General features: G+C 66.6%; 10 protein-coding genes. 4 read left to right on the forward strand and 6 right to left on the reverse strand.

The features are described from left to right. Positions 1 to 6: 6 nt before the first annotated feature. On the forward strand, positions 7 to 1,083 hold the full coding sequence (locus PW843_10860; GenBank protein ID MDE1147104.1) for a putative sulfate exporter family transporter: 1,077 nt from the start codon (positions 7 to 9) through the stop codon (positions 1,081 to 1,083). 159 nt (positions 1,084 to 1,242) lie between these two features. Here PW843_10860 and PW843_10865 read toward each other — a convergent pair whose 3' ends face one another. The 4 genes from PW843_10865 to PW843_10880 all read right to left on the reverse strand — a co-directional run bounded on the left by PW843_10865 (position 1,243) and on the right by PW843_10880 (position 7,209). After that, complete coding sequence (locus PW843_10865) at positions 1,243 to 2,463, reverse strand: PepSY-associated TM helix domain-containing protein (protein MDE1147105.1); 1,221 nt, start codon at positions 2,461 to 2,463, stop codon at positions 1,243 to 1,245. A gap of 150 nt (positions 2,464 to 2,613) precedes the next feature. Continuing rightward, positions 2,614 to 3,930 (reverse strand): acetyl-CoA hydrolase/transferase C-terminal domain-containing protein, encoded by a 1,317-nt coding sequence (locus tag PW843_10870; GenBank protein MDE1147106.1) that lies wholly within the window; start codon positions 3,928 to 3,930, stop codon positions 2,614 to 2,616. Between the two features lie 161 nt (positions 3,931 to 4,091). Continuing rightward, a complete protein-coding gene (locus tag PW843_10875) occupies positions 4,092 to 6,164 on the reverse strand; it encodes a M13 family metallopeptidase (GenBank protein ID MDE1147107.1) in 2,073 nt (690 codons plus the stop codon). Positions 6,165 to 6,321: 157 nt separating this feature from the next. Continuing rightward, complete coding sequence (locus tag PW843_10880) at positions 6,322 to 7,209, reverse strand: AraC family transcriptional regulator (GenBank protein MDE1147108.1); 888 nt, start codon at positions 7,207 to 7,209, stop codon at positions 6,322 to 6,324. Between the two features lie 327 nt (positions 7,210 to 7,536). Between PW843_10880 and PW843_10885 the strand changes: the two genes are divergently transcribed. Next, the gene (locus tag PW843_10885) at positions 7,537 to 8,487 is read left to right on the forward strand and encodes an AraC family transcriptional regulator (protein ID MDE1147109.1); all 951 of its coding nucleotides are present in this window, start codon (positions 7,537 to 7,539) and stop codon (positions 8,485 to 8,487) included. Positions 8,488 to 8,544: 57 nt separating this feature from the next. Here PW843_10885 and PW843_10890 read toward each other — a convergent pair whose 3' ends face one another. After that, the gene (locus PW843_10890; protein ID MDE1147110.1) at positions 8,545 to 9,441 is read right to left on the reverse strand and encodes an alpha/beta hydrolase; all 897 of its coding nucleotides are present in this window, start codon (positions 9,439 to 9,441) and stop codon (positions 8,545 to 8,547) included. A gap of 4 nt (positions 9,442 to 9,445) precedes the next feature. Next, entirely contained in the window at positions 9,446 to 10,279 is an 834-nt protein-coding gene (locus tag PW843_10895; protein ID MDE1147111.1) for an enoyl-CoA hydratase/isomerase family protein, read from the reverse strand. Positions 10,280 to 10,592: 313 nt separating this feature from the next. On the opposite strand from PW843_10895, the gene PW843_10900 reads away from it, so the two are divergent. Both PW843_10900 and PW843_10905 read left to right on the forward strand, forming a co-directional pair. Next, entirely contained in the window at positions 10,593 to 11,360 is a 768-nt protein-coding gene (locus PW843_10900) for an alpha/beta hydrolase (protein MDE1147112.1), read from the forward strand. A gap of 117 nt (positions 11,361 to 11,477) precedes the next feature. After that, positions 11,478 to 13,091, forward strand: a complete 1,614-nt coding sequence (locus PW843_10905) for an NAD-dependent malic enzyme (protein ID MDE1147113.1) — start codon at positions 11,478 to 11,480, stop codon at positions 13,089 to 13,091. The last annotated feature ends 384 nt before the right edge of the window (positions 13,092 to 13,475 follow it).

A 13,475-nucleotide genomic window follows, 5' to 3' on the forward strand; every position in this document is an offset into this window, starting at 1 on the left:
GGCGCGATGACCGCCATTACCCTGGACCGGGTTGAACGCGGGCCCCTGCGCGGTCTTCAGGTCCTGCCCGGCATCGCCCTGCTGGCCGTGATCGGCTACGGCGGCAAGGTCATCGAACAGAGCATCACCGCCTACGGCAAGGCGAACCATCTGGCCCTGCCCAATTTCGAATACGTGCTGTGGGCCATCCTGATCGGCCTGGTCGTCGCCAACACGGTGGGCGTGCACCGCATCTTCAAGGCCGGCATCGACACCTATGAGTTCTGGCTGAAGGTCGGCATCGTCCTGCTGGGCGTACGCTTCCTGCTGGGCGATGTGCTGAAGCTGGGGGGTGTCAGCCTGGTGGCGGTGGCCCTGGAACTGTCGCTGTCCATCATCCTGATGACCTGGCTGGGCAAGACCTTCAAGCTGAAGCCCAAGCTGATCAGCCTGCTGGCCATCGGCTCCTCCATCTGCGGCGTCTCCGCCATCATCGCCGCCAAGGGGGCGATCGAGGCGGAGGATGAGGATGCCTCGTTCGCCATCGCCGCCATCCTGGCGCTGGGCGCCATCAGCCTGTTCACCTTCCCCCTGATCGGCCACGCCCTGGGCCTCAGCGACCAGGCCTATGGCCTGTGGGCGGGCCTCGGCATCGACAACACGGCGGAGGCGACGGCGGCTGGCGCCCTGTGGTCGGAAAGCGCCTCCAAGGTGGCGGTGCTGGCCAAGACCACGCGCAACGCCATGATCGGCTTCGTCGTGCTGGGCTACGCCGCCTATTGGGCGGGCAAGGGCCAGGCGGGCGTGGTCCAGAACAAGGCCGCCTTCCTGGTGGCCAAGTTCCCCAAGTTCGTGCTGGGTTTCCTGCTGGTGTCCCTGCTGGCCACCCTGGGCTGGTTCGACAAGGGGCAGTCCGCCCAAATCGCCAACCTGTCGCGCTGGGCCTTCCTGCTGACCTTCGCCGGCGTGGGCCTGCGCACCGACCTGCGGGAGATGCGCAAGCAGGGTTATTATCCCTTCATCGTCGGCGTGGTGGGTGAGATCGGCATCGCCCTGTTGACCCTGGGCATCGTCGTCGTCGCCCAGCCCTGGCTGGCGCCTTGATCTAAGATCTCCTCAATCGCCGGGCGCGGCCATCCGGCCGCTGGGCTTCCTCAGTTTCCGGTCCGCTACGCTCCCCGGAAACTTCCGGCGGCCCCGTCGGGGCCTACGGCATGAGTGGTAATCTCATGCCGCTGCTATGGGAACTGTTCCGGGGCCGCCTCAGTTCAGGGCGGCCCCGTCCGCATCCGCCGCCCCGGCCCCGGTGCGACGGCGGGCGATCCACAGGTACAGGCCGCTGGCCAGGACGATGATGGTCACCACATCCAGCAGGGCCCACAGGATCTTCAGCGGCATGCCGCCATAATCGCCGAAGTGCAGCGGGCGCGACACCTCCAGTGCCCGCAAGTACCACGGCATGGGCGCCACCACGTCCACCGCGCCGGTGCGCGCGGCGGCCAGCACCGGCGTCAGCAGGCGGCTGGTCAGGGTGGTGTCGCCCTTGGTCCAGATGACGTAGTGCTGCGGGCTGCCGAAGGGGGAACCGGGGAAGACCACGCTGGTGGTCGCCATGCCGGGCAGGGCCGCCCGGGCGTTGGCCAGCGCCGTTTCCACCGGCGCCAGTTCCTCTGCGGATGGCGACGGCTTGCCCTGCCAGGGCGCCAGGATGGCGCGCACGTCGGTCATCTGCCACAGGCCGAACAGGGGGGTGGACAGCTCATTCATCACGCCGGTGGCGCCCACCACCAGGGCCCAGGCCAGGGTGGTGACGCCCAGCAGGTTGTGCAGGTCCAGCCAGCGCACGCGGCGTGTCCGCCGGGTGCGCACGGTGCCGAAGTCCAGCTTGCGGGTGAAGGGACCGTACAGCACCACGCCGGACACGATGGCGACGACGAACAGCAGGGCCATGAAACCCATGAACAGCTCACCCGGCAAGCCGGCGAACAAATCCATGTGCAGGTTCAGCATGATGGACAGGAAGTCGGACTTCTGTTGGCCCGGCGGCGGCGATTCCGCCAGCACGTCGCCGGTGCGGCTGTCGAACTTTACCCAGGTGCGGTTGTCCGGGTCCAGGAAGGCCGGCCACGATGGCGTCATGAACACCACCACCTTGGGCTCGTCATCATCCATGAAGAGGGAGGTGACGATGCGGTCGGGGTGCAGCGCCCGCGCCTTGGCCACCAGGCCGTCGATGTTGGCCAAGGGGGCGTTGGCCGGCAGCGTGGCATAGGGCGGATCGTCGCTCAGCCAGCCGTCGATCTCATCCCGGAACACCAGCGGCAGGCCGGTCAGGCAGATCACCAGCAGGAACAGGGTGCAGACCAGGCTGGTCCATTTGTGGACCGCCCCCCAGGTGCGGATGCTGCTGGCGGACATGCCGTGCGCCCGGCCAGGTGCGTGCGCCTGGGTGCCCGTGCCTTCGATTTCCTGCCAACCGCTCACATCCGCTCTCCCTCATCCAGGCGGGGTCCAAGGCTGCGATTACGACGCAAGCTTGATGCCCCATCACTTAAGACGATTCCGCCGGCGGATTTTTCCCAAGAAATCTTGCGGGCCAGATTTTCGCCCAGGATCGGCAGGGCGTTGGGGCCGTCACTCACGGATGGTGGCGTATGCTGCGCGCTCCAGCCCCTCGCGGAAGTCGGGATGGGCGATGCCGATCAGGGCCCGGGCCCGCTCCGCCAGCGTCAGGCCGCGCAGGTTCACGATGCCGTATTCGGTGGCGACGTACTGGACGTCGTTGCGCGGCGTCGTCACCGGCCCGCTCAGGCGGGGCACGATGCGCGACGCGGTGCCGCCTGCCGCCGTGGCGTGGCAGGCGATGATGGACTTGCCGCCCTTGGAGGCGGAGGCACCGCGCACGAAATCCAGCTGCCCGCCGGCGGCACTGTACTGCCAGCCCGTAAGGCATTCCGAATTGCAGGCGCCCTGCAAGTCGATCTCCAGCGTGGCGTTGACGGAGACCATGCTGTCGTTGCGGGCGATCACCGCCGGGTTGTTCACATAATCGACCGGCTGGGCCTCAATGGCGGGATTGTCGTCCAGGAAGTCGTACAGCGCCCGGTCGCCCATGGCGAAGGTGAACACCGTGCGCCCGGTGTGGATGGCCTTGCGGCTGTTGTCCACTGCCCCCCGGCGCATCAGTTCCGCCAGGCCTGGTGTCATCAATTCGGTGTGGATGCCCATGTGCCGCCGGTCGTGCAGGGCGGCGCACACCGCGTCGGGCAGGGCGCCGATGCCCATCTGCAGGCAGGCGCCGTCCTCCACCAAATCCGCGATCAGCTTGCCGATGATGGTGTCGTTCTCCCGGATCTTCGCGGGCGGGATTTCCAGCAGCGGCACCGGGTTTTCCACCAGGGCCGTCACGCGTTCCAGCGGGATGCGGCAGTTGCCCCGGGCGCGCGGCATCGCCGGATTGACCTCCAGGATCACCTGGCGGGCGGTCTGTGACACCGCCAGGGCATAGTCGGTGTTGGTGCCCAGGCTGAAACAGCCGTCTTCGTCCATCGGCGACACGGTGGTCAGCAGCACGTCGGCGTCCACCTGCCGGCTCAGCACATCGGGCGCTTGGCTGAACGCCGTGGGGATGAAGTCCACCGGCGGCAGGCCCAGCGGCCCCGCCTCCTTGTCCAGGGCGCGTTCGATGGCGCCGTGGAACAGGCTCACCGGCCGGATGCGGTGGCGCAGATCCGACCGCAGGACGGGGGCAGCGTTCTTGAAGGCCAGCAGGTAATAAAGCGACAGGTCGCCGACCTCCCCTGTCCCCGCCCGGGCGCCCAGGGCCGCCAGCAGCGCCGGCGGCTGGGAAACACCCAGGCCCATGGCGATGCGCGATCCTGACGGGATCAGCCGCACGGCATCCTCCGCCGATATGCGGCGCGCGGCATAGGCTTCCGCCGTTGATTCCATGCCTTCCCCTCCCGTGGTGCCCGTTTCTTGGTACGAAGCTATTGGGCCGACATCCTGGCACGAAGGCCGGCGTTCGCCTCGCCCTGTACAGAGACGGTTATACCCTGACAGCTTCCCCTTCCGGCAAGGCTATCAGGCGGTCGGGTTCTCAAGACCACGGGTCACCAGACGCGCACCCGCTCCGTCGGGGCGAGATAGAGCCTGTCGCCGGGCCGCACGGCGAATGCGTCGTACCAGGCATCCAGGTTGCGCACGACGCCGTTGACGCGGAACTCGGCAGGGCTGTGGGGATCGGTCATCACGTCCTGTCGCAACTGGGCCTCGCGGACCTTTTCGCGATAGGTCTGCGACCAGGAGAGGAAAAAGCGCTGCTCGGCCGTGAAGCCGTCGAGGACGGGCGCCGGCCTGCCGCCAAGCGAGATCCGATAGGCATCCAGCGCGATGCTCAGCCCGCTGTTGTCGCCGATGTTCTCGCCCAGGGTCAGGGCGCCCTTGAGGTGCAGGCCGGGCAGGGGCTCATAGCGCGAATACTGCGCCGCCAGGGCATCGGCTCGCGCGCGGAAGCGGGTGACATCTTCATCGGTCCACCAGGCGCGCAGCACGCCGTTCTCATCCGACTTGGCGCCCTGGTCGTCGAAGCCGTGACCGATCTCGTGACCGATCACCCCGCCGATCCCGCCATAGTTGACCGCGGCGTCCGCGGCCGGGTCGAAATAGGGCGGCTGCAGGATGGCCGCCGGAAACACGATCTCGTTGAAGAAGGCGTTGTAGTAGGCGTTGACCGTCTGGGGCGTCATGCCCCATTCGTCCCGATCCGTGGGCCTGCCCAGACGGCCGGCCTTGCGCCGCCACTCCCACAGCCTGGCGCGGGCCCGGTTGCCGACCGGATCGCCGGCCCGGACCTCCAGCGTCGCATAGTCGCGCCAGGTGTCGGGATAGCCGATCTTCACCCGCAGCTTGTCGAGCTTGCGCAGCGCCGCCTGCCGGGTCGCCGGCGCCATCCAGTCGGCCTGGACGATACGCGTCCGGTAGGCCATGCGCAGCGTTCCGACCAGGGCGACCATCTGCGCCTTGGCGTCGGCGCTGAAATGACGGCGGACGTAGAGTTCACCGACCGCCTCCCCCAGTGCCGTATTGAGGGCCGTGGTCGCGCGTTTCCAGCGTTCCCGCTTCTGGGGCTGCCCGGACAGGGTGCGGCCGTTGAAATCGAACGCCAGGTCGTCGAAGGCCAGCGGCAGCAGGTCCGCCGTCGCGTTCAGGCAATGGAACGTCAGATAGTTGCGCCATGTCCGGACCGGGATGGCGCGAAACAGTTTCGCCAGCCCCTGGATCGCGTCGGGCTGCTTGGCGCCGAACAGGTCGTGATCGTCCGGGATATCCAGCGTCGCGAAGACGTCATCCCAGGGGAACTCGGGCGCCAGCGCCTTCAGGCCGGCGCGCGTCTTCGGATTGTAGGTGAGGTTGCGGTCGCCCCGCTTCTCGGCAGGCCAGTGCAGGGTGGCGATGGCGGTCTCGACCTCCAGGATCGACGCCGTGGCCGATGCCGGCTCGGGCTCACCGGCCAGCGACAGCACCGTTTCGATATAGTTTCGATACTTGTCCCGTGCGCCGGTGAAGCTCGCCTCAGCGTTCAGGTAATAGTCGCGGCCCGGCATGCCCAGGCCGGCCTGGCTGACGTTGACGGTATAGCGGCCGGGGTCCTTGTCGTCGGCCCAGATGTCGATCGAGAAGGGCCCGCCGATGCCGAGGTCGACGCGCGCCATCAGTCGCGCGATGTCCTCATGCGACCCGGCTTGGGCGATCGCGGCGAGGGTCGCCTGGATGGGGCCGAGGCCGGCCTTTTCGATCGCGGCCGTGTCGAGATAGGCGGTGTAGAAGTCGGCGATCTTCTGCTCCGGGCTGCCCGGCGCGTGGGGCTGCCGGACCAGATCATCGAGGATCGCCCCCACATCGGCCTCGGCCTTTGCGCGCAGGGCGAAGAACGGCCCCCACGACGCGCGGTCCGCTGGAATCCGGGTGTCCTTCAGCCACGAACCGCTGCCATAGCGGAAGAAGTCGTCGCCCGGCCTGACCGTCGGGTCCATGCCCCTGATGTCGAAACCCCAATCGCCGATCGCCGGCCTGATCACCGCGGCCACCATTCGCTTCGGCAGGAGTTGAAGGCAAAGCGCCGCACCGGCGGCAGCCAGAAGGCCGCGCCGGCTGGCCCCTTTGGTTTGACCCTTGATGTTCATGGCATCCACCACCGCGTTGAGCAGCCCGGTGGCGCATCGGATATTTCCCGCCCGCGCCCAGGGTCGGCATGATATTAGTAGGTGCCTACGGAATCTCCAAGGTCAAATGAAAATCCGGACGGGACCGCCGCAGGCGGATTGCCCGGCCTGTCGGGGTTCAGGACGCTGTTGGCGCGGTTTCCAAATGCCGGCGGCGTTTCCGCCACTGTGCGGGACCCAGTCCGATGGCCGCCGTAAACGCCCGGGTGAAATGGCTTTGATCGGAAAAGCCGCACGCGACCGCGATTTGAGCGAGCGGCGTATCGTCCCGCAGCATGAGATCCCTGGCGTGGTTGAGCCGCCTTTGGATGAGCCATTGGTAAGGCGGCAGGCCGGTGCTGCAGGCGAAAGCCCGTGAGAAATGGCTGGTCGAGAGGCCGCAATCCCGCGCCACGGTATCAATCGACACCACGTTCCCCAGATGCTCTTCGAAGACATTTCGCGCCAGGCGCAATTGCCATGGCTTCAACCCGCCGCGCTCAGCGCGGGGGGGAAGGGAGAAATCCCCGTATCGTTGGGCGATATGGAGGTTCAACGCCGACGCGATGTGATCGACGATCGTTTGGCTGTTCGTCCTGGTCTGCTCAACAGCGCAGCTCAGGCTGGCCCCCAAATGGCGCATCACCGAATCCTCGGCCGCGATTCCGGGTTTGACCTCCAGTGTCGTAAGGCGGGGAACGCCATGCTCATCGGTGATCGCGTCGAAGGTCTCCCTGGGTAGCAGAAGGTTGACCGCGTCGCCGCCCGCGCCGACAGGGTGGCGGGTTCCGGTGGCGAGGCGAACCAGCGCCTGGCTTCCCGCCGGGAACGGGATGATCGGTGTCGTCACGCCATCGACCACACTCCGGCATGAGGGGATTTCCCGACGCTGAAGATCAAGCACGAGACTGGCGTTGGCGCTGCCAAAGCGCGGCCGGTCGCCGGGGATTTCCGTGAACAGGTCAGCGGGCGCCCGAAGGTGGAAAAAGTCCCGTCCCAATCGTTGGGTGGATTGCCGCGCGACCATGCCAGTCTCTCCCAGAACCCAATGTCGTCCAGAACGAAGTGCCGGCGGCAACGGCACCGACCACCGTCTTCGCCGGCCGGATCAGTGTTAAGACCGATCACGGGCCCGTCCTGAGTTAAGGGTTGTAAAAATCTGGTAGCGCCCCGTTTTCACCGGGGCGTCAGGCCCCGCAGGCGGGTTTACCCCCAGATTGCGAGGAGCGAAATCAGGTGCGGTTCAGACATCCAGGGGCGGAAGCCCACAATCCAGGCGGCGTGGTCGTCCTTATCCATAAGGCCAAGGTTCACGTGCCGGCGTCCTGCCGGCCCATCGGGACGACCAAAGCCCATGCGCGCCAGGAGCAGTTATGAAAGTAGCATCAGTGACAAGTTCAAGGTCCACGCCCCTTCCCTGGTCTCGCACGTCGGGCGCTCCGCGCCGATCGGCTTCAGCCTGATCCGCGGCCATGGCACCGGTGAGTTCACCAAACCGACGCAAGCGCAGGACGCCTACGCGATCTCGATCTTCCTGCAGCCATCCCCGAAGCTGGCGATGAAGGTCAATGGCCGGGTACTGGCCCCCCAGAGCGTGGCCGCCGGTGGGGTGATCATCAGTCATCTCGAGACCGTCCCCGGCGTCCGCTTCAACGGACCTTTCGATTTTGTCCGGTGTTACGTGACCAAGGAGACGCTTGATGAACTGGCCGAACCGGCGCGAACGCCGCCTCTCGACGGTCTGAGGCGTCCGGATTTCGGGACCAAGGATCTGGTCCTGTATCATCTGGCCGTGTCCGCGGCGCCGCTGATTGAACGGGGCGATCCGACGGACCAGCTGGTCCTGGATCAGATCGCGCTGGCGGTCTGCAGCCGCTTGACCCTGGCCTATGCGGGCGCGCCCCGCGATCCACGTGGCCTCGGGCGGGGGCGGGGGGGATTGGCGCCTTGGCAGGAAAGGCGCGCCAAGGACTTCATCGAAGCCAACCTTGGCCGGCCCGTCGGTCTGGCGGAGATCGCCACGCAATGTGGCCTCTCGCCCAGCTATTTCTCACGCGCCTTCCGCAACAACACCGGCCGTCCCCCCCACCGGTGGCTTACCGAACGGCGGATCGAGCAGGCCAAGTTGGCGCTTGCCGCCGATAATGAGGAATTGTCGCAGATCGCCGGCCGCCTCGGGTTCTCCGACACCAGCCATTTCTCCCGGGTGTTCTCCAGCCTTACCGGACTGACGCCGGCCGTCTGGCGCCGCAACCGCGGTTCCGGCCACACCGACGGGACGGATGGTTTGATGGGGCAAGCCTGAGCGCTGCCCCCTCGCCATCGGCCTGGCCGGCGGACGGCGAGAGGGCAGGGGGATTTTCTACAGATGTTCCTTGAACCACCCGACCGCGGCTTGCGAGGCGGCCGCGAATTCGTCGAGATAGGGATCGAAGTGGCCGCCCGAGATCATCACCAGCTTCTTGGGATGAAGCGCGCGCTCATACGCCTTCAAGGCCAGGTCGGTCACGGCGATGTGATCGTGCGCGGCCACCACCATCAGCAGCGGCGTCGGTGAGACGCGGTCGACGAAGTCGCCCGGGCTGTACATGCGGGCCCAGCGGTTGGACCGCACGGTGATCTTGTTTTCCCAAATGCCGTCCGGAACCGGTTGCAGATAGAAGCTGACCGCGTCGGCCGCCTTGTAGGACGCCGCCTTCGTGGTGTCCTCGCTGACGATGGACTGCGTCGCGGGCGGTTCGCCCCGAAGCTGGGCCCGGTCATCCGCGGCGAAGCGGGCTTCGAGATCGGCCACCGCCTCGGCGGGAACGCGGCGAAGGCCGGCTTCGTGCCCGTCTATGGTCGGGACCTGCGCCACGATCGCCTTGAGCCGGCGGTCGGTCGCGCCCAGCACGATGGAATGCCCGCCGGCGAAGCTGGTCCCCCACAGGCCGATCCGGTTCTCATCGATTTCCGGACGGGCCTGCAGGTAGGAGATGCAGCGCCGCCAGTCGGTGATCTGCTGCCAGGGATTGATATCCTGGCGCGGCTCGCCCCCGCTGTCGCCGAAACCGCGGTGATCATGCAGCAGGACGGCCAGTCCCGCCTCGGCGAACGCCATCGCGATGCGGTCGAGCCCGTGAAATTTCGTGCCGCCGAAGCCGTGGGCCATGGTGACGGCGGGAAGCGGGCCCGGCGCATCCGGCAGGTAGAGCCACGCCGCCAGTTCCACGCCGCCTTCGGCGGGGATTTTGACATCATGCTTGGTGATTTTCGGCATCGACTTACTCCTGGTTCAGGGAAAGGGAGGGGAACATGTCGCCGAGGTCGATCTCGGCCTCGCGGGTCTGAAAGCCGCGCTTCATCGCGGCCTGGATGCGGCGCTGCGTTTCCGGAACCTTCACGCCGTCGCCGAAAAGATCGGAGTCACGGCGGAAATCCTCGATCGGCGCCAGGGAGATGGCGTTGACCCGCTCCTTGACCAGGGCCAGGCCGGCGGTGGGGAACTGCGCGATCCGAAGGGCGAGGGCCCTCACGAACGGTTCCAGCTCATCCGGCGCGAAGCTGCGGTTGACCCAGCCGTAGCGTTCGGCCAGGTCCGCGTCGAAATCCGCCGCGCTGAGCATCACCTCCAGCGCCCGGCCACGGCCCAGCATCCGGACCAGGTGCTGCGCCCCGCCACCACCAGGGACAAGACCGAGGCCAGCCTCGTTCTGCGCGAAGAAGGCACGGCCCCGCGCGGCGAAGCGCATGTCGCAATTCAGGACGAACTCGCTGCCCGCCCCCCGCGTCCGGCCCTCCACCTGGGCGATGGTCACCGCCTTGGTCTGGGCCAGCCGGCGGAACAGCAGCGCGATCGAGGCCTCGCCGGTCAGCTTGGCGGCCTCCTGCCGATAGGCCGCGATCTGGGTCACATCGACATGGGAGATGAAAAAGTCGGGATCGGCGCTTTTGAAGACGACGACCTTGTAAGGTTCGCCCCGATCCAGCAGCGTGATGAGCCGGACGAGGTCACGCACAAGCGCCGGCCCCAGCAGGTTCATCGGCGGCGTGTCGATCGTCACGAAGAGTGCCGCACCCTGGTCCTCCAGCGTCAGCGTCTCAAAATCAGCAGACATTCTATCCTCCGAACATCGGTTCCGGTCTGTGGGGCCCGAGGGGGGCGCCTACGGGTTCAAGGGTGGCGATGCGTGGTTGTTAAGATGCCGCCACGGTACCGGGGCCGGCCGGCCGGACCTTGAAGAAGGGATGCGAAATTGTGAAATCGTGGCGCGGTATTGGCGTCGCCGGTGCCGGGCCCGCGTGAAAATTCTTGCGCCGCGATTGTTCAAAAGAAGTCAGAACCTACCAGCGCGCCCGGCCCCGTCGGCCGATCTAGAAGGCGCGCCGACGTCCGGCGTCTTGCAACGCCTCATCATCAGGAGCGACCCGATGCGCGCCCCCCACCACCTTCGCAACCTGTGCCTCGCCGCGGCGGCCTTCTTCAGCATGGCGGCGGCACCCGCCGTCGCGTCAGCCGAGCCCGCCAAGAACGTGATCCTCGTCCACGGCGCCTGGGGCGATGGGTCGAGCTGGTCCAAGATCATTCCGATCCTGAAGGCCAAGGGCCTGAACGTGACGGCGGTTCAGCTGCCGCTGACCTCCCTGGCCGATGATGCCGCCACGGTCAGCCGGGCCATCGCGCTTGAGGACGGCCCGGTCGTCCTGGTCGGCCATTCCTACGGCGGTGCCGTGATCACCGAGGCCGGCAGCGATCCCAAGGTCTCAGCCCTGGTCTATGTCGCCGCCTTCGCGCCCGACGCGGGGCAATCCGCCGGCAGCGTCAGCGCCGCGGTCCCGCCCGCCCCGATGGGGGCGGAGGTCCGGCCCGATGCCCAGGGCTTCCTGAAGCTGACCAAGACGGGTGTGTACGACGACTTCGCCCAGGATGTGACGCCGGCCGAGAAGCTTCTTCTGCTGGCCACCCAGTCGCCGACCAACGTCAAGGCCCTGGGCGGCACCGTCACCGTCGCCGCCTGGCATTCGAAGCCGTCCTGGTACATCGTCGCTTCGCAGGATCGGGCCATCCCCCCGGCGCTTGAGGCCCAGATGGCCAAGACCATCGGCGCCAAGACCACTACCGTTTCCGGCAGCCATATGATCATGCTGTCGCAATCGTCGGCGGTGGCGTCGGTCATCGAGGACGCGGCGGCCAAGTAGGCGGCCTGCCGGATCGAACGGCGCCCGGGCGGTGGCAAAAGCCGCCCGGGGTGCCCGGGACGGGGTACATCCCAACCAATGGAGGTCGTGATGAATGGACAAGGATCAGGCGGGACCATGGGTTGGCCGCTGCTTCGCGATCCCAGGCGCAACCGCGGCAGCGCCTACACCGAGGCGGAGCGCCAGCACTACGGGCTGGAAGGGCTGCTGCCGCCGGCGGTGAGTTCGCTGGAACATCAGGTCGCCCGCATCCGCGCGGAACTCGACCGGGTGGAGGACGACCTGCAGAAGTATCTCGTGCTGTCAGACCTGCAATCCCGCAACGAGACCCTGTTCTTCGCCGTGCTCATGTCCGATCCGGCACGCTTCATGCCAATCGTCTACACGCCGACGGTGGGTGAGGCCTGCCAGAAGTTTGATCACATATTCCGCGCGGCGCGCGGCGTTTACCTGCCCATCACCGCCAAGGGCCGGCTGCGGACGCTGCTCGGCAACTGGCCCCAGAAGGACGTCCGTTTCATCGTGGTGACCGACGGCGAACGCATCCTGGGGCTTGGCGACCTGGGCGTCGGCGGCATGGGCATCCCCATCGGGAAACTGGCCCTCTACACCGCCTGCGCCGGCGTCCCTCCGGAATACTGCCTGCCGGTGACCCTGGATGTCGGCACCAATACCCAGAGCCTGATCGACGATCCCCTCTATCTGGGCTTGCGCCAGCCGCGCGTGCGCGGCGCGGCCTACGATGCCTTCATCGATGAATTCGTCGCGGCCGTGCAGGACCTTTATCCCCGCTGCTGCATCCAGTGGGAGGATTTCGCCAACTTCAACGCCGTGTCGATCCTGAACCGCTACCGCGACCAGGTCTGCACCTACAACGATGATATCCAGGGCACCGCCGCTGTGGCCCTGGCGGGGATTTACGGCGCTCTGCGCCTCACCGGCACGGCGCTGACCGAGCAGCGCTTCCTGTTCTGCGGCGGCGGATCCGCCGCCACCGGCATCGCCGAATTGATCAGCCAGGCCATGGTTCTGGAGGGGCTGTCGCTGGATGAGGCGCGGGCGCGCAACGCCCTGTTCGATGTCAATGGCCTGATGACGGCCGCCCGCGACGACCTGGCGGATTTCCAGAAGCCGTTCGCCATCGACCATCCGCCGGTCGGGGCCTTCGCCGACGCCGTCCGGGCGCTGAAACCGACCGCCATCATCGGCGTGTCCACCGTGCCGAAGCTGTTCAACCAGGAGGTCATCGCCGCCATGGCGGCGATCAACGACCGGCCGATCATATTCCCCTTCACCAACCCCACCTCCCGTTCGGAATGCACGGCGCGGGAGGCCTATCAGTGGTCAGGGGGCCGGGCGATCTTCGCCAGCGGCAGCCCCTTTCCGCCGCTCACCGTCGATGGCCGCAGCTTCACGCCGGGGCAGGGCAACAACGTCTACATCTTCCCCGCCATGGGCCTTGCCGTCTACGCGACCGAGGCGACGCGGGTGACCCAGGAGATGTTCATCATCGCGGCCAAGGCCGTGGCCGAGCAGGTTCCCGGGGAGAACCTCGACATCGGGCTGATCTATCCGGCCCAGGACCGGATCTTCGAAGCCTCGGTCCATGTCGCGGCGAAGGTCGCGGAGTATATTTTCGACCAGGGCCTGGCCCGTTGTCCGCGTCCGGCCGACGTGGCCGCCCATATCGCCGCCATGACTTACAAGGCGGAATACGGGCAACCCGCTTGAGGGGGCGTCCAGCATTTGAGTGGGCGCCGAGGTGGAATCCCGGAAATTGCGGGCCACCTTGGTGAAGATCGCAACCGCCGGATGGGGCGGATGCCATGGCGAACGGCACGTCCGCAGCACCGCACCACGGGGATTCCGGACGCGCCCCCTGACACGCAGGTGGGTCACCTCCCTGATGGTCGCAATCATTTCGGACGTTCGGTTAATAATTTCTCCCGCTATAGGATAGCTTGACTCTCAAAAATAAACCTGCGATTTTACCGCGAAGCATGGGTGGCATTGACCGATCCCGCTTATTGTTCCATTTACGTCCGGCTTTTCGGAAGCTTCCAAAATATTGAAGCGAATGCGTGATACGTACTGAGAGATCAGTAGATGTCGCCT

This window comes from Azospirillaceae bacterium, from assembly GCA_028283825.1.
Lineage (GTDB): Bacteria > Pseudomonadota > Alphaproteobacteria > Azospirillales > Azospirillaceae > Nitrospirillum.

Coding starts and splice junctions, on each gene's coding strand:
- PW843_10880 (MDE1147108.1), bottom strand. CDS start 7,209: ATGGTCGCGCGGCAATCCACCCAACGATTGGGACGGGACTTTTTCCAC.
- PW843_10905 (MDE1147113.1), top strand. CDS start 11,478: ATGGGTTGGCCGCTGCTTCGCGATCCCAGGCGCAACCGCGGCAGCGCC.
- PW843_10870 (MDE1147106.1), bottom strand. CDS start 3,930: ATGGAATCAACGGCGGAAGCCTATGCCGCGCGCCGCATATCGGCGGAG.
- PW843_10885 (MDE1147109.1), top strand. CDS start 7,537: ATGCGCGCCAGGAGCAGTTATGAAAGTAGCATCAGTGACAAGTTCAAG.
- PW843_10895 (MDE1147111.1), bottom strand. CDS start 10,279: ATGTCTGCTGATTTTGAGACGCTGACGCTGGAGGACCAGGGTGCGGCA.
- PW843_10890 (MDE1147110.1), bottom strand. CDS start 9,441: ATGCCGAAAATCACCAAGCATGATGTCAAAATCCCCGCCGAAGGCGGC.
- PW843_10875 (MDE1147107.1), bottom strand. CDS start 6,164: ATGAACATCAAGGGTCAAACCAAAGGGGCCAGCCGGCGCGGCCTTCTG.
- PW843_10900 (MDE1147112.1), top strand. CDS start 10,593: ATGCGCGCCCCCCACCACCTTCGCAACCTGTGCCTCGCCGCGGCGGCC.
- PW843_10860 (MDE1147104.1), top strand. CDS start 7: ATGACCGCCATTACCCTGGACCGGGTTGAACGCGGGCCCCTGCGCGGT.